We start from the raw sequence: 16,959 nt of genomic DNA, 5'->3' as shown, positions 1-16,959 counted from the left end.
TTAATCCATAATCTCTAACTTTATTAACTGATAATCTTTTTTCCCAAGTAGTCCTCTACCATGTCTCGGCTGTCCTTGTTCATGATCTAGTATTTTAAATATTCCTTCATTAATTCTAGTAATAAAATAATGATCAATCCATTGTTCATTATTTTTTCCGTCATCTCTACTTATCCTGTCTTTTAACAAAGAACCTACTATTTCTAATGGAAATAAGCCTCTTGCATCTGAATTATTTAGTATTAGTTCCTTCAAGACTTCTATTTCATTTAATGAATTATCTATAATTAAACTTTCAAAAGTCTGCTTCTCTATATCTTCTTTAATCTTCTGTTTATCAAAAATATACTTGCTTTCTTCATCTTCTTTAATCCAATTTAAATAATCAAAGAGCATCATAGGTATTTTTAGGTATGTACTCATTGATCCCAAAGAAGGGTAATCTTTGTTTATACCTTGAAATTTAATTTCTTCCTCTTTTAATATACATAATTCTTCTTTCCAGAAAGGCCCTAAAACTTCTGATGTATTGGTATTTAAAAGATTATTTATGTTTACATCTTCTGGTTTACTACTGAACACATAATAATTAGTATTTCTATAATTAATATAGGCACTTATGAAGTTTTCCATATAACCTTTTTCAAAGTAAACATACCCTCCATTTAGTAGTGCTAATGCTAATGCTCTAACCCTTAAAGAATATTTCAAAAGTTGCTCTGCTAATCCCTTTTCCCATTCTCCATTGTTCTTATATTCATTTAAAAGCTTAATTGCTCCTTCTGTTAGTTCATAGCCTTCTGCATTTTCTTTAATAAAGTTGCATCCAACAATAGTTAAACTATTTTTCGCTTTTTCTACTCCAAAAAGACCATAAACTTCATCTGCATTTACAATTCTTCCACCTTCATCAACCTTATAATGTAGGTAATCTTTTGCAATATCTTTTTTACTTTTACATAGTATTTTTTCTGGCAATGTGCTTAATATCTCTTCCCATCTTTCTATATTAGATGCTCTTACCCAAAATCTATCTGTACCTATTTTTATCATCATAATGTATTCCTCAACTTTTCTATATACTCTTTAAGTAGGTTTTTGAATTTTCTAGAACGGTTTTTAATTATTATATCCTTAGAATAGATTAAATCCTTAAATTCTTCATTTAATACATATTCGCCATCCTTAAAGTCAATTTTGTGTTCTGATAATAAATCAAAAACTACTTTATCTGCTTCTGGTGCTTTATCAGGGAATAAATATAAATCATTTTCGGTACAAAATTCGTATATAAAATTGTTTAAAGTTCCTACTTTTATTTCTTTACTCTTTATATTAAAAATATAAAGTTCTAATGTTTGAGCATTATAAGGATTACTTATATCAGTAGGCCTTATATATACCCCCTCAAAGCCACCAACCTTATATTCCAAATCTATCATAGATAGTATTGTAATAAAGGTTTTCCATGGGTAAGATAGAACTTTCCCTACTTCTTTTTCTACAGGAAAGTCAGAGTATTTATAAGGAATTAAAGTATATTCATTTCTATTTTTTAAGACTTCTAATTCAACAGAAGATGTTATCCTTCTTCCATGCATCCAAATTTCATTTGGATTAGTACCCATGGGTAATATTCCCAAATCATTTTCTTCCTCAGTTAATTGCATAAGTTTTAATTTGTTTAGTATAGATGAATATTGAGGATATCCTTTAAATACATCCTGATACAATGCTTTTATTTCCTCATTCTCATTAATTTGTTCACTTTGGATTTTTAATATTAACTCTGCAAATTTAGGTATACTATCAACAAACTCAAATAGTGCTTTACTATCACCACTCTTGCCTATAAGACACGCTTCTGCATATACTCTTAAAAGTAATGTATTCAATAAATGTGGATAGTAGCAGAGAAGAGAAGAAATAAAATCGTCTCTGCTAACTTTACCACTAAATTTAATCCACTTTTTTGTAATGACTAATTTATCTTCAATACATTTAAGAAAATTTAAATCCACTAGATACTTTAGACTTTCATTGTTATCTATTTCCCCGTAATCATATGATAAATTCAAACTTTTAACTAATTCAGTTACATTAAGCAAAAGGCTTCACCTACCTTTTATCAAATTAAAATTTTAGTTATTTTCTTTGATTTTTGACATATCAAAGTTACCTTCTATTAAATCCTCTATGTCTTGTTTTGCTTGTTGAATCAAGACTCTAATATTATATTTTAAATCCTCAACTTTACGCATCTTATTACCTATTTCTTTTTGCATTTCAATAGGTATAATAGGTATTTTTATATTTCCAATATCCTCAAGATGAAAATCTGGTTGGTTCGATCCTTTGCATAGTCTATTTGATTGTTTTTTCCCATAATCACTATTAAGAAAAACTTCTAAATAATATTCATCTACTTCTTTTTTAACTTTTAATAATGCAACACTTACAAATATACTAAACGTACTTGCTTTGTTAGGAACTACTTTTGCATAACCTATACGTCCGATTTTAGTAAATAATATATCTCCCACCTCTACATTGCAACGTTTAGAAATTTTCCTATGCTCTTCTTCAGAAATGTATTTTACATTTTCAAATTCTATTTCATCTTCTAAAATATTTTTTGATGATATAAATGTTACTCCTTTTTCTACATAACTTGGAGTTTTATGCGTTCCATCAGTTATTTTTACACATAAATCCTTTAACAATTTATATCCGTATCTATATTCAACTAATTTCGAGTCTATTTCTAAATCTTCTTTTTTATAAAACATAGACTCAATTCTTGTACTATCAATTAACTCTTCGGAAACATATAAAATATTAGGTTTATCATTAATAAATACATATTCTCTTTTTGTATTAAATCTATCTGTTTTATTGATATTTAATTCATTATTTAATATTATCTCAGCCTCTTTTTTTAATTTTTTTGCTTCTTCTCTTAATTCTTCCGCTTTTCTAATCTTATCTCCTATATACTCTTGTATCTGAAGAGATGGAATAGGTACCTCAATTTCCTTTACTTGTTGAACTCCTAAATTAGCCCATACATTTGATTTTGAACTTCCTTTGGTCTGCATTTTACCATATTTGCTATTAAAAAAAGTACATAAATAGTAAGGATTATACTCTTCTTTTAATCTTATTGCTACGATATTCGCTGATATATTTGCTTTTCCAAAGTTACTTGGAACTACAACGGCATCCCCAATAGTTCCTGTAATAGTTAATAGAATATCTCCACATTCTAATTGAGATTTTTTTAAATTTTCATGGACATCGTTAGATATAAATTTTATATCTTCAAGTTTAAAATTAAACTGCTCAATATTAGAAATGTTTAAAAATTTTACTCCTTCTAATTGATAATTCCTTTTTGACGTAAATCCAATGTTAATTCCTCTCGCTATATCTTTCATTTTATTCATTCTATAGTATGAACTTAACGAACAATTCTCTTTCCATTTTAGATATTCATCACTAAATGAGTCCAAACTTAATCTATCTTCTATGAATTTACTATTAAGCCATATAACACTTGGCTTATTATTAATCAATATATAATTCTGCAATATTTTCACCGCCTATTCTACATCCTCTGGTATACCTTTTTTATAAGCCTCAACAATTTTTAGTAAATCATTATGGTCATCCCCTAGTTGTATCTCAACATTTTGCTTTACTGTAAATCCTACTTCATCTGCTACTGCCATAAATACTGGCCCCTGTTTTTCTCCTGGATGTTCCTTCTTCTTTAAATACAATAATGAAGTTTTAGCACCTGCTCCTGATAAACCAAAAGTTTCTTGTGGTAAACTTATAACTGCTCTTAGAATTGCTTTTCCACCTTCAAATTCACCTGTTACTGGATTTTTCTTGCCCATTATATATTCACGAACATGTTTATCACCTGAGTTTGAAAGTATTCCATCTGGAATAACAATCATCAATAGTCCACCTTTTTTAAGTAATTGTAAATTTCTATCTATAAATAATACTGCTGGATCTATTGAATTTACTTGTTTCCATTTTCCTTTGCTATCTGGCTTAGAACCAAGTGATAATTTATCTGAGTTCATTTTATTTTGTCCATCTTCATCTATATCCTTAGAAAATTTTGAGATTATCTCTATGCCTTCTGGGTTATCTATTGTTGTACTTCCCTTCTTTATAGTCTTAGATACTCCTGTTTTAGAGAAAGGAGGATTTGTAATTATTGCATCAAAACTCTCTGGCATTAGATTTTCAGTCATTAATGAATTTCGAGTTTGGAATATGGGACACTTCACGGCTCCATTCATTGCCATATTAAGTCTTGCTTTTAACACCATTCCTGGAGAGTTATCTGCTCCTATAAAAGAGTGTTCTTTCATAAGTTCAAACACTTCTTCATAATGTTTTGTATTACCACCTAATTTAGTAAGCATATGATTTTTTATCTCTTGTAACATTTTTATTAAAAATCCCGCTGAACCACAACATAAGTCTCCTACTTTAAAAGTTGGATAACCAGTCTTAGGTTCTATCTCTACTAATTTTCCTGCTCCATCTTTTGTTAAGTCATACATAACTATTTCTGCTGCTGCTTCTGTTACTTGTCTCGGAGTAAGATATATTCCCATTCCACCCTTATTTTCAAATTTTCCTCTTAAAAGCACATCGAATACTCTTCCTGCTACGTCTCCAGTTAAATCTAAAAGTGTACCTGGTCTTTCTACTCCTTCAACCTTAATTGGCCCTAAATCTTGTAATGTCTTTAAAACTGTTGTGTAAATAGTGGGATTTTCAAGTTTTATATATTCATCAGCACTAAATATTGATGCCTTGCTTCCATCATCCAATGTTGCAACATAATCCTCATGGTTTTTAACTATTTTAAAGGCTTCTCTAATATCTTGAACCGCTTTGTTTTTATCTTCTAATGCTTTTGCTTTTTCTATATTCTCAAACTTAAAAATATCATCAAATCGCTTACCTTCTAATTCTCCGCCTTTTAATATATAACCTTTATGGTTTAATCTAAATACTTCCATAAATATTAACTTACAAAATTCATCTATAGCATCATTTGAATTATTTACATGATCCTTCATCCCATATATCATCTCATGTATTGCATCAAATTTTCTTTGCAACTCATGATATCTCTCTATTGACCATTTATCTCTTTCATCTAATTGTCTTTTACCAAAATTGAATTTTTCTTCTCCTGCTATTACTGCTGGAATTTCTGAAATTGCCTTTTCTTCTTCTACAAGTATATAAGAATTATTTGTTCCATTAGTAATCCAAGCATATTTCGACATAGGATCTGTACCCATCGCATCATAAGTTATACTTGTTATTAAATCTGGTTTTAATTGTTCATCCTCTACTTTTTTCACATATACATAAACTTCTTTATGACTTGCCCTGAAAGTAGTTTCATCAATTTCATGTATTGTTTCATATCCTAAGTTCTTCACTTTATTTATCAATTCTTGCATATTCTTTCCTCCTCTAATTTATCCTCTTTAATACTGAACCATTGGGACTTGAATATTTACCACTATTAAGTGCAATCTTTAATATCTCCTCTGCACTTACAACTACATCTAATGGTATATTTCCCATCACTTTTTTTATTGGTATCATCGGTTTTCCACCAATGGTTTTATCTATTATATCTAAAATAGTATCTTTAGTATCATTTTCGCCAACACTATAAGTATTTCCATTTTTTATTATGCTTTTATCCATACTTAAAAACAATTCAATCTGGGCATTGTTCCATTTAAAGCCTAGTTCATTTAACCTTTGATAGAGTTCTTCTAGTGTTTTAGGGGTTTTTAGTTGGTCATAAATTTGATTCACCATGAGCTCACCTCTCATTTATTAAGCTTCATTGCTTGATTGTAAGTAATATTATTTTTTTAAATTATAATTTATGGAATCTTTTAAAGTTAGATTCCTTATAACTCCCTTAAGAAATCTATTTTTTAGGTTTATGTTTTTCGTAATATTCTTCAATACTTGTAGCAGTTTCTCTTACTTTATTAAAAACAAGACTCCTATACTCTAAAAAACTTCTAACGTGACCTTGTAACATAATTTGATATTCTGTTAGCGGTGTATTTGTCATAGTATTATCAAAATATTTTCTAACAAATTCATTAATAGGGTTTTCTATAGATATATCAATTGCTTTTATTCCATTAATAGCATTTAAAACTGCGTTATTTATTTTTTGATTTAATTTTCTTTCTTCTATCCAATCTAGTTCGTTGATAGAAATCTTATTTTGTACTAGGTTAATTAAATCCTTACATATATCATTTACTTCTTCACTGTTCTTAAAATGAAATAAGTAATCTACTAATTTTGGTGGTATATCCCCCAACTCTTCGATATTTAAAAAACAATTTAAGTTTTCTATTCTCAAGGATTCATTAACAACACCAACACATAAATTACAAACTGAATTATACCTATTAATTACCTCACCTATATGATTTTCCAACTCTACTAAGACTTTTCTATTATCTTTTAAAAATTTAGGTGCTTTTAGTGAGTCTATTGTTTCCTTGAACTTAGTTCTTACTCTATCCATTGTTATATCCTCTAACCCTTGTTTTACATTCATAAGATCTTTGTACATAGGTTCTAAGAACTCGCTAACCTCACTTTCACTTAGTTTTCCATTTATGTTCAACTTAGTATATATGTTTCCTGCTGTGACAAAGGCCGATGTCGCTGTAACCAAAGTTTTTATTTTTTCAAAATCCATTTTATCTACCTCCATATTGTTTATAGTACTTATGATAAAATTGATATCGCTCATTTAATTATCAATTTTACTTGTTACACTTAATACATCTTATCCATTATTTGTTAATAAGCTAATGTAGGATACAAATATATTCCTTTATCTTGGTACTGATTAAATTTTCAATATTCATATTAAGCCTTGGTATCCTTATATCTTCAAAGTCTTGTTTCTCAACTAATTTATAAATAGTACCTTTTGAAATCATGTTTATTTGATTTATTACAACTGATTGTTTAAATAAAAATAATAAATAATATTTATCTATATTTATGGGTATTATGTTAAAAAAAGCATCTGTTGTAATCACTCCATCTAATTCTTTAGTAATTAAAGCCGTAGCATGTCCATTCGTACCGGTTGCACTTCCACCTTTAGCCGTTATAATTTCGTCTTCCCTAACTACATTCCTCATTCTATTGCTAAGCCTTCCATATTCTTCTTCATGTGTATCTTTAATAACAGAAAGTTTTTCATCTACATCTGTTAAAGAAAAATATCTGATTTTCTCATTTTTATTAATTTTAGGTTTTGCTGCTACCTTTACCTTTATTACATCTCCAAGGCATTGCCATTTAATATACTTAGTATCCTTATTAATAATTTTATAAAGTTCAGTGTAGAAATTAGTGTAGTATTTAGGGTCTAGTCTTTTAATATCAAGATACTTATATATATAAAAGCATTTTTTCTTTTTTTCTTCGCCTTTGTAATCCAAGAATTTATAAAATATATTTTCTGCTTCTTTATACAGTTGAGCTGCTTGTGTTTGTATTTCTACAGTGTCCTTATGATATGTTTTATCCAATTCGTAATTTTCAGGTATTGATAACTCTGCTATATCTTCAATCAAAATTTTATTAGCCAATCCAGTCTTTATGGTATTAATCATTATCTGTCCAAGTTTGCTTTTTAAAAATCTTGATATAAATAAACTCTTTTCTAAATTTGCTGGTCTTATCTTTATTATGTCTGAAGTTATGACGCACCCTTCAAGTTCATCATTTACATAAATTATCTGACCAGACCTCCCTGCTGCTGTTACTAGAATATCTCCTGAAAAAATTATATCCTTCTCTCTTATTACTTCCTTATTTACATACTTTAGTTCATTTAAATATATTGTCTCATTTCTTATGTCCCCGGTCGCAATAACTGAATATCCCTCCTCAGCATAGTATTCTTTCTTTATTCTTAATCCGCTAGTTACATCTTTTGCTATACTACTTAGTTTTATAGTCTTATAATCTCTTAAAATTTCTTGTAGTTTTCTCTTTTGTGTTACGTACTCATATGAAATTTTGTTACCATCTAATTCATTTGGTTTTATATAAATACATTTCATCTATAATCTCCATCACATAATTTCCCCTGATTTTTTCTTTATGTAATAATATTATTCCTAAATATTCAAAAAATCAAGAGTTTTATTTCCAATTTTATCATTAATTAAAATAAGTATATCTCTTTTAATTAGATATACTTATATAAATACCTCATTTTTTTATTTTCAAGATATATAAACTTTTATAATAAAAAGATAGTTGTATTTTAAACTATCTTCCTAGTGTTGCTTTTAATAATTCATATACCAATATAAGTAAATAAATTATTAGATTGATTTCCAATTTTTATAGGTTCTAATAAAATAAAGTTTTTACAAGTTACCTTTTTGTTAAAATAGGAAAATTTTATAAATCTCCTTACTATAATATAGTACTAAATACTAATAATGATTTCCTTAAATTTAAATTTTCCTAACTTCATTTATAATTAATCCTCTACTATTATATAAGAGACTAGCAAACTTAGTTTTTCGATATAGATTTTTATAATTTAAGTGTTTTTTATATTTTGAAAATAGCAGGTAAAATTATTCTACTTTCTCAATAGTGCTTAAAATAAAAATAACATTTTTAAACTACACCCTTATTAGCCACACCCATCAATCCCGCTGACATCTCTTCCTTATAATCTCCACACAAAACTAATAGGCATACTCCCACTATGACTTACATACTCTCCTTCTCCAAGATAAGTATAAGCTGCAGCCATTCCATCCTTCTTCTTATTCTTCCTAACAAACAAAACTATCTTATTACCTGTATTCATATGATTAATATACCTCTGCCCCGTTTCACTTTCCACAGAAGTCCTGCTTTGACTCTGACAATGAAATAGTCTTCCATTTTTACCTTCCTTTTTTAAAGAAGTTATAAGTCTTTTCTTATCTTCTTCAAAAGTTCCATTGAAGCTATTAAACTCATCATCATTCCAATAACTTTCAAAAGTAGCCTGAAACTTTCTTATAATATCAAAAAAATCCTTTTCAGTGACCTTTATATTCCACTCCAACCCAGAAGTAAGAGCGGCATTAGATAAATTAGAAGATCCTATATAAGCTGTAGTAAAGCCTGTTTCTCTTTTAAAAAGATAAGCCTTTGCATGAAGCCTTGTTCTATCAGTGTCATAGGATATCTTTATTTCAGTGTTTTTAAGCTTACTAAGTTCTTCTATAGCTTTATAATCAGTGGCTCCCATATACGAAGTAGTAATAATTCTTAACTTATGATTTTCCTGCTCTGTAAACTCTCTAAGCTCCTCAATTATGCATCTTAAACCGCTCCATTTAATAAAGGAAACCAGCATATCAATAGAGTCACAGCACAGTATTTCTTTTTTTATCTCACTCATCATGTCCGGTTCTTGTTTTGAGCCAGTGAAAAGTGAGCTTTGAGAAAGTGGCGTCACAGGTCTTATTGCCTTAGTTTCCTTTACAGCTTTAATGCTATTTATTTTTGAGTATAAAGCTGTAAGCATTTCTCCTTCTTCATCAATCTTTAGTCCAGCAATATTTTTTTCATCTGCTATTTTACTTAAGCTTTTTATAAGTTCATTACAAGCTTTTATTTGTGAAAGCAAAGCTTCCTTATCATTTTGTTTGTTATTCTCTCTTATAAATCTTAAACACTTTTTTACTACAGAGGATATATAACTTGTTAGTATAGTTTTCGCTTCTTCTACATCTATAGTTTCTTTTTCTAGAATATATTTATCTAAATCCAATTCCTTTAGTTTATTTTTAAGATCTTCATATATAACTTGTTCATAAACTCCATTCTTTAGCATAGCCCATACCTTCTTCCCGCTGCTTCTCTAAATTCTTATTTATTAAAATTTTAAAGAGATGTTAACTAAACATAACTTTATCTTACACTATTAATTCTTATACTAATTCCAATATCCTACCTTTTACAAGACAAAATAGAATCACCAAGATTATTAAGAGGTACAGTAGAAAGTTCATCAACAGCTAATTTGAATACATATTCCCTGTGAATCTAGTTCCATAAGATTCTCTTTAGTAATTTCTGATAGCTTTATTTGTATTATATTTTTTACTTTATATATGTCATCCTTGTTACCAAATGTAATTGCCCACATCTCAACCTGCTGTGTTTCCTTTATATTTTTCTGTAAATATTCCATAAGCTGATCTTTACATTTTTCTGTAGAGTCATACCTTAACCAGTATACATATTTTTTCTTTATATGGTAATCTAAATTATATGGTGGGTTATTACAAAAGCTTACTGTTAACCCTTTCATATCTTCCTCTGATTCGTAATAAAGCACTTCTAAATTTTCATCCAGTTTATCTAATGGTATGTCACTTCTCGTCTGTGGCTTTAATTGTTTTAGTTCTTTAACCGTTATTCTTCTTACATTTGTTAAGTCAACTTCTGGCAGCTGAGTATCAGAAGCTATAAAATTGAATGTGCTCATAAGTTTTATTCCTCCCAAACCTTCTCCAGATTTACGGCAATATATGCATATTATAACTTGTTTTTACTTTTTTATCAAAAATAAAGCGCTACAATTACAGACATATAATGGTAGCGCTTTATTATATAATATAATTTTTATTGAGTTTTTGCATTTTAAAGCTAAAATGCTTTAATTCAATTCATGAAAGTTATACGAATAATGGGAAGCATTTAGTAAGCTTTCTTATTGCCATGTAATCTGCAGAGGAGCTCTATCCACTAATCGTTTAAAACTATATAACGGATATCCTACTAATAGTCCACCGGTTACTATTCTGTCTTGGGAAATATTGAGTATTTTCAGTAGTGACTCATATTCATCCATAACACAATATTCAAACAATCCCGACCAGCAACTGCCTAGTCCTAATGTTGGAGCATATAATTGAGCGTATGCCAGTGAAAAATGTGTGTTATCACGGCCAAGCATTTTTTCATCTTTCTTAGCGGTTGCTATTACCAAGCAAGGAGCATCTCTTAGGATAGTATCCTTACCCTCTTTACGATATTGAGCTATAGTAGATGCAGTATTCTGCACCCATGGTGAATTCTTCAAAGGACCATTCTCTATAGCTTGTTCGGCCCAGTCAGCTAGAGCAGAAGAAATACGGTGCAAGGTATCCTGGTTATCTATCACATGATACGTGATTCCTTGGGAATTACAGGCTGTAGGTGCAAATCTGGCTATGTTAAGAAGCTCACGAACAGTATCCCTCGGCACAACCTTATTCTGAAAGGAGCGAACGGATCTTCTAGAACGAAGAAACCCAGCAGCAGTGTCAGAATCCAACATATAGCCTTTTTTTATTGGTATCTGGTTTTGTAATGGAGTCCTAATATTGTCCAAAGCTGCATTTGGACAAACTGCGACACAATGACCACATTCAATGCAAAGATCTTCAGCAACTTTAGGTCCAAAGTCACTCATCGCCAGTGTTCCTCTACAGACTTTTACACATAAGCCACATTTAGTACATGTCTCAAAATTAACTTTAATAAAATCAGTATTATTCATATCATTCTCCTTCTTTCCTAAATATTCATAATCCTAAAGAATCTCCTATCCTGTATTACTTAGGATCATCATTTTTATCATAGCTGATATAACCTGACCACATCACGTCAAGTTATTTCCTGTTTTCAAATTTAAACTGCAAATATTGCTTAGAGCATACAATCAGTAAAAATTAACACATAATTTCTAGGTTAGATCGTATAATATGACAATATGCTGTCAAGTTATATAATTTATATTTTTACATGAGGTGATGTTATGCAGATTAGTAGATTATTTAAAATTATATATATCCTGCTTGAAAAGAAGTCTATAACAGCTGGAGAATTAGCAGAACAATTCGAGGTATCTGTGAGAACAATATATAGGGATATTGATGCCCTGTGCCAGGCAGGCATTCCTATATATGCGAGCCAAGGCAAAGGTGGAGGAATCTCTCTGATAGATAAGTTTGTGCTTGATAAGTCACTGCTTTCCGAAAAGGAACAAGATAAAATTCTGCTAGCTCTGCAAAGCTTGTCGGCAGTGCAATATCCTGGACTCGATGAAGTACTATTAAAATTGAGCAGCCTTTTCAAAAAAAGCAATGTTAACTGGATTGAAGTTGACTTTTCTAATTGGGGAAGCGACAAAAATCAAAAAGAAGCTTTCAGCCTTATTAAGGATGCCATACTTGAACAACGGGTAATTACTTTTTCCTATTTCAATGTAAATGGTGAAAAAAGCCACCGCAAAGTTGAACCTTTCAAACTGCTGTTTAAAGATAAATCCTGGTATCTGCAAGGATATTGCCTGAAGAAAACGGCCTGCAGAACTTTTAAAATAAGCCGTATGACAAATATTCATATTACAGAGGAATCTTGCATGCACCAAAACTCACAAGAGCTTATGACTAAGTCTGCAGATGAAGCAGCTCGTGAGCAGATCAATCTGACTCTCAAAATATCACCAGAAGGTGCCTACCGTGTATACGACGATTTTGGAGAAGAAAACGTAACGAAAAACAAGGATGGCTCTTATACTGTGATTATTTCTATGCCTGGTGGTGAATGGATTTACAATTATCTCTTTTCTTTCGGTACAATGCTAGAGGTGATAGAACCTCAAAGTCTGCGGGATGAAATCGCAATTCGGTTGGATAATATGGTAAATAAATATCACTCTAAAACATGACGTACTGTCGTCATGTTTTATTAGTTATACTAAGCAAGTAAAATAAATTAAAAGCAAGGAGGTATTTCTATTATGATTAATAATTCATCATTATTTGATATGAGCAAAGAACTTGGGGGTAAACGCGTACTTGTAACAGGTGGAACCAAAGGTATTGGAAATGCTATTGTTCTACGTTTGCTTAATGCAGGAGCGACAATAATGACCACTGCTCGAACTGTTTCAGAAGATTTACCGGATTCTGTTGGATTTATTCAAGCTGATGTCAGTACACCAGAGGGTACTGAAAAAATCATTAAAGATACCCTTGAAAAACTTGGAGGATTGGATATACTAATCAACAATGTAGGCGGTTCCTCGTCTTCCACTGCTGGAGCATTAGCATTGAGTGACGAAGACTGGATGCAGACATTTAATGCCAACCTTTTTTCTTCTGTACGCTTGGATCGTGGATTTTTGCCAGCTATGGTTAAACAACACAAAGGTGTGATAATTCATATCTCTTCCATTCAACGCAGGCTGCCCGGAAATATGACAATGGCATATTCTGCTGCAAAGGCAGCTCTCACAAATTACAGTAAAAACCTGGCGACTCAGTTTGGTCCTGATGGAATACGGATAAATACAGTTGCTCCAGGCTTTACGGAAACAAAGGCTGCCGAGCGTCTAATTGAAAGAATGGCACAGAATTCCGGAAGTGATTATAACGGTGCACGTCAAGAATTAATGGATGCCCTGGGAGGAATACCACTTGGCCGTCCGGCAAGACCTGAAGAAATTGCTGAACTTGTTACTTTTCTTGTATCAGACAGAGCTTCCTACATTACAGGTAGCGAGCATACTATTGATGGTGGAATAATCCGTACCATCTAAAAATTTATTCGAAGGAGAATGAAACATGAATATAAATCAAATGTCACAGGTGATCAAAAACTTTGTTACTTCAACAAATAATCCCGATCCAATGGCGTATCTGAATTGTTTTTCAGAAGATGCGGTGGTTTACGATGAAGGAGAGACAATGCACGGTAAAGATGCTATTAAAAAATGGAGCGATGAAAAACAGTTTGCTGTTAATCTAAGATTAGAACCTAGAGAAATAGAACAAGACACAGATAAAATTACCGTGACCTTTAAATTAGATGGAAATTACGATAAGGCTGGACTACCTGATCCGCTATTGCTGGATTTTCATTTCCATATTCAAAATAATAAAATTGTTAAGTTATCCATTTATTAATCATCAGAAGAACGGAGAAGATTTATGGGTGATGCGTTAAAAGATATTTATTCTGTTGAATTTTTAAAGGATTTTGGAGATAAAGTACACAAAGTTTATAAGAACTTTAATACAAAACAGTTTATAGGCTCTGTGCTTGCACATCCATGGGATGAATTACAGCTAAAGGGTCGAATTCATAGAATTGCAGAGAAATTGGGTGAATATCTTCCCGCTCCTTTTAAGGATGCCTTACAGATTCTGTTTTCTATAAACGAGAGCTGCATCGGGTTTCCATACCTGTTCTTTCCTGACTTTGTAGCTACTTACGGTCAGCAAGAAAAACACTTTGAAATTTCAATGAATGCTCTGGAATGTTTTACTCAGCAGTCATCCTCAGAGTTTGCCATTCGTCCATTTTTACTCCGTGATCCTAAGGGTGTAATGGAATATATGCTCAGGTGGTCATTCCATCAAAATGATCATGTTCGGCGCTTTTCCAGTGAAGGGTGCCGTCCACGTCTACCGTGGGGGATAGCACTTCCAATATTTAAAAAAGATCCATCGCCGATTTTTAAAGTTTTGGAAAACCTAAAGGCTGACCCCTCCCTTTACGTCCGAAAAAGTGTTGCCAACAATTTGAATGATATTACGAAAGATAACCCGGATGCAGTTCTGAATATTGCACAAAAATGGATAGGTTATAGTTCTGAAACAGATTGGATTCTGCGGCAAGGCTGCCGTACCCTCATCCGAAAAGCTAATCCTACGGCAATGGCTCTCTTTGGTTATACAGACTTTTCCGATGAAAAACCCTTGTTTAAAAATGCGACCCTGACTATTAGTCCAAATGAGCTTCAGATTGGAGATAGCTGTGAACTAAATTATTCGATGGATATAGTATGGAATGCCCCAGCACATATCCGTTTAGAATATGGCATCGACTTTATAAAATCCAATGGCAACCTCTCCCGCAAGCTATTTCTGTTATCAGATAAAACTATATCCGGTTATGTACACTTATCGGGAACTCGCAGTCACAGCTTTGCAGACCTTACAACTCGTAAGCATTACCCGGGCATTCACCGGATCGTACTACTTGTAAATGGTAAAGAAGCCGCCCAAACTATACTGAATATTACAGGAGGTAAAAAATGATCATAAATAATTTGCTTTTAAAACTTAAAAATAAGGATGCTGAAAATATTAAAAAAACACAGGAAGTTCTTTTAAGTATGAAAGGAAAAATAGAAGTTTTATTAGATATACAAACTGAAGTAAATATTCGTCCCAGCCAAACAGCTTATGACCTGATTCTGATTACAAAATTTGCATCATTGGAAGATTTGGATGCATATCTTGCTCATCCCGCACACTTAGAAGTTGCAAAATTTATAGTCAGCGTCCTAGACACCCAAGCATCCGTATGCTACGAAATTTAAAACTAAACAGTATATATAATTCTAAGATCATGTGACCGTATTGAATTTCTACAATACGGTCACATGTATTTATGAGCTTTATTTGAGAGATAGACAGCATCACCCTTCTGTATAAGAAAACACATTATACATGTATTCATCATGGTTATTCTAAAATTACTACAGATTGACAATATGATTAATGGAAGAGGCCTTTTGAAAATTACATTTTAATGAAGGTACGACTTGCAGGCCTTTGAAGGACATTAGTGGACTTGCAATTTCTACTTTTTATCTGGCTTAGAAAAATTTAAGTAACATTAAAGATTTTTAGGATTTTTTACATCACCCTTATATCTTGGAATTAAAAAGAATGACTTCTTATCTTCTCTTAAAGCCATAAATTTTCTTCAGTCTTTCCAGTATTTCAAAAACTACTGGACATACACTTGCAGAATCAACTATACTATACAAACTGAATAATCTTTCTGGCTTATTTGTAAATGGGTACTCTCTACATCCTTCCGGCTTACACTTTTCAATCTCACAAGCGCCATTTTTATTGTATACTCTTCATCCTTTATTTAGCAATGAGCCTGATAATTTTATCATCGGCTATATCAGTATTACCTCTGCCATCCCTATTACTCGTTGTCAGGTAATCTTAATTAGCTTTCAATCTAAAATTCCATTATAATCATTGTTTTAACACTAGTCATAGGCACTGGTATAGGATATTATTATAAATAGATAAAATCCATTTATAATGTAAAATTTTTACATAAACGCTTTAAGTATTTACTATTTCAGTATGATAAAATGTGTAATTAACCGGAGGTGACTAGCATGAAAATTTTTGGTAATATATTTTCTTCAAAACCTAAATCAATTTATACATTCATTCAAGAAGGAAACCTTGATGAAATAAGAGATTATTTTAAGGACGCTAAGGATTTAAATTATAATTCAGAGCTTGAGAAGATGCTTTTTTTTGCTATTGATAATTGTGAAAATAATTATTTTGAAGTAATTGAAATCCTAATAAATAACGGTGCCGATATTAACAGCCATCATGGCAATCTCTCAGAAACTCCTCTTCATAGGCTTTGTGCACGGAGTAAACCTCACATGGACGTAATAACTATGCTATTAGAAAAAGGAGTGGAAGTTAATGGACTCAACATATCCGGTAAGACTCCTATATTTTACTGCACCTTTAACTATTCTGTAGAGCTTCTGAATCTTCTTGTAAAATATGGAGCTGATATAAATATAAGAGACAAATATAAAAACACACTTATTCACGATGATTATATCGGCTGTCCTGACGAAAATTTTGAAGAGTTTTTAAAAGCCCTTATAAGTCTTGGCTTCGATATTAATTCAAAAAATTCCTTAGGACTAACTCCTTTAGAAGCTTGTCAGAATGAAAAGATCAAAGCTATTATACAAAAATACGCGTAAATAAATAAACCTCTTTG

At 31.2% G+C, this 16,959-nt stretch carries 16 protein-coding genes and 1 pseudogene; 6 read left to right on the top strand and 11 right to left on the bottom strand.

All coding sequences use genetic code 11. The annotated features are described in order from the left end of the window. The 11 genes and pseudogenes from ACZ5N4_RS10060 to ACZ5N4_RS10010 all read right to left on the bottom strand — a co-directional run bounded on the left by ACZ5N4_RS10060 (position 1) and on the right by ACZ5N4_RS10010 (position 11,665). A complete protein-coding gene (locus tag ACZ5N4_RS10060; protein WP_464209541.1) occupies positions 1-1,056 on the bottom strand; it encodes a hypothetical protein in 1,056 nt (351 codons plus the stop codon). Continuing rightward, on the bottom strand, positions 1,053-2,108 hold the full coding sequence (locus ACZ5N4_RS10055) for a hypothetical protein (protein WP_464209539.1): 1,056 nt from the start codon (positions 2,106-2,108) through the stop codon (positions 1,053-1,055). Before ACZ5N4_RS10055 ends, ACZ5N4_RS10060 begins: the two co-directional genes overlap by 4 nt. A gap of 33 nt (positions 2,109-2,141) precedes the next feature. Further along, a complete protein-coding gene (locus ACZ5N4_RS10050; protein ID WP_464209537.1) occupies positions 2,142-3,590 on the bottom strand; it encodes a restriction endonuclease subunit S in 1,449 nt (482 codons plus the stop codon). A 12-nt stretch (positions 3,591-3,602) separates the two neighbouring features. Further along, positions 3,603-5,504: an HsdM family class I SAM-dependent methyltransferase gene (locus ACZ5N4_RS10045; RefSeq protein ID WP_464209535.1), complete on the bottom strand. Its 1,902-nt coding sequence runs from the start codon at positions 5,502-5,504 to the stop codon at positions 3,603-3,605. Between the two features lie 13 nt (positions 5,505-5,517). Continuing rightward, positions 5,518-5,874: a hypothetical protein gene (locus tag ACZ5N4_RS10040; protein WP_464209533.1), complete on the bottom strand. Its 357-nt coding sequence runs from the start codon at positions 5,872-5,874 to the stop codon at positions 5,518-5,520. 115 nt (positions 5,875-5,989) lie between these two features. Further along, the gene (locus tag ACZ5N4_RS10035) at positions 5,990-6,784 is read right to left on the bottom strand and encodes a hypothetical protein (protein WP_464209531.1); all 795 of its coding nucleotides are present in this window, start codon (positions 6,782-6,784) and stop codon (positions 5,990-5,992) included. Between the two features lie 112 nt (positions 6,785-6,896). Then, positions 6,897-8,168, bottom strand: coding sequence for a restriction endonuclease subunit S (locus ACZ5N4_RS10030; RefSeq protein ID WP_464209529.1), 1,272 nt, complete (start codon positions 8,166-8,168; stop codon positions 6,897-6,899). 623 nt (positions 8,169-8,791) lie between these two features. Next, entirely contained in the window at positions 8,792-9,040 is a 249-nt protein-coding gene (locus ACZ5N4_RS10025) for a DUF3427 domain-containing protein (protein ID WP_464210889.1), read from the bottom strand. After that, positions 9,020-9,952: pseudogene (locus tag ACZ5N4_RS10020) on the bottom strand (phospholipase D-like domain-containing protein); the annotation flags it as partial. The gene ACZ5N4_RS10025 and the pseudogene ACZ5N4_RS10020, both read right to left, overlap by 21 nt. Before the next feature lie 177 nt (positions 9,953-10,129). Further along, on the bottom strand, positions 10,130-10,609 hold the full coding sequence (locus ACZ5N4_RS10015; RefSeq protein WP_464209527.1) for a hypothetical protein: 480 nt from the start codon (positions 10,607-10,609) through the stop codon (positions 10,130-10,132). Between the two features lie 225 nt (positions 10,610-10,834). Further along, a complete protein-coding gene (locus tag ACZ5N4_RS10010) occupies positions 10,835-11,665 on the bottom strand; it encodes a nitroreductase family protein (RefSeq protein ID WP_464209525.1) in 831 nt (276 codons plus the stop codon). Positions 11,666-11,923: 258 nt separating this feature from the next. Between ACZ5N4_RS10010 and ACZ5N4_RS10005 the strand changes: the two genes are divergently transcribed. The 6 genes from ACZ5N4_RS10005 (at position 11,924) to ACZ5N4_RS09980 (ending at position 16,942) form a co-directional block, all read left to right on the top strand. Then, complete coding sequence (locus ACZ5N4_RS10005) at positions 11,924-12,838, top strand: helix-turn-helix transcriptional regulator (RefSeq protein WP_464209523.1); 915 nt, start codon at positions 11,924-11,926, stop codon at positions 12,836-12,838. 72 nt (positions 12,839-12,910) lie between these two features. Further along, complete coding sequence (locus ACZ5N4_RS10000) at positions 12,911-13,711, top strand: SDR family oxidoreductase (protein WP_464209521.1); 801 nt, start codon at positions 12,911-12,913, stop codon at positions 13,709-13,711. Positions 13,712-13,736: 25 nt separating this feature from the next. Then, positions 13,737-14,078 carry a nuclear transport factor 2 family protein gene (locus tag ACZ5N4_RS09995; protein WP_464209519.1) on the top strand — a complete coding sequence of 114 codons (342 nt, stop codon included), beginning with the start codon at positions 13,737-13,739 and terminating at the stop codon, positions 14,076-14,078. 24 nt (positions 14,079-14,102) lie between these two features. Further along, a complete protein-coding gene (locus tag ACZ5N4_RS09990; RefSeq protein ID WP_464209517.1) occupies positions 14,103-15,215 on the top strand; it encodes a hypothetical protein in 1,113 nt (370 codons plus the stop codon). Further along, positions 15,212-15,499, top strand: a complete 288-nt coding sequence (locus ACZ5N4_RS09985; protein WP_464209515.1) for a Dabb family protein — start codon at positions 15,212-15,214, stop codon at positions 15,497-15,499. Before ACZ5N4_RS09990 ends, ACZ5N4_RS09985 begins: the two co-directional genes overlap by 4 nt. A gap of 825 nt (positions 15,500-16,324) precedes the next feature. Beyond that, positions 16,325-16,942 (top strand): ankyrin repeat domain-containing protein, encoded by a 618-nt coding sequence (locus ACZ5N4_RS09980; protein WP_464209513.1) that lies wholly within the window; start codon positions 16,325-16,327, stop codon positions 16,940-16,942. Positions 16,943-16,959 lie beyond the last annotated feature (17 nt).

This window comes from Clostridium nitrophenolicum, assembly GCF_055391695.1.
This window is presented reverse-complemented; position numbering and strand designations above follow the sequence as displayed.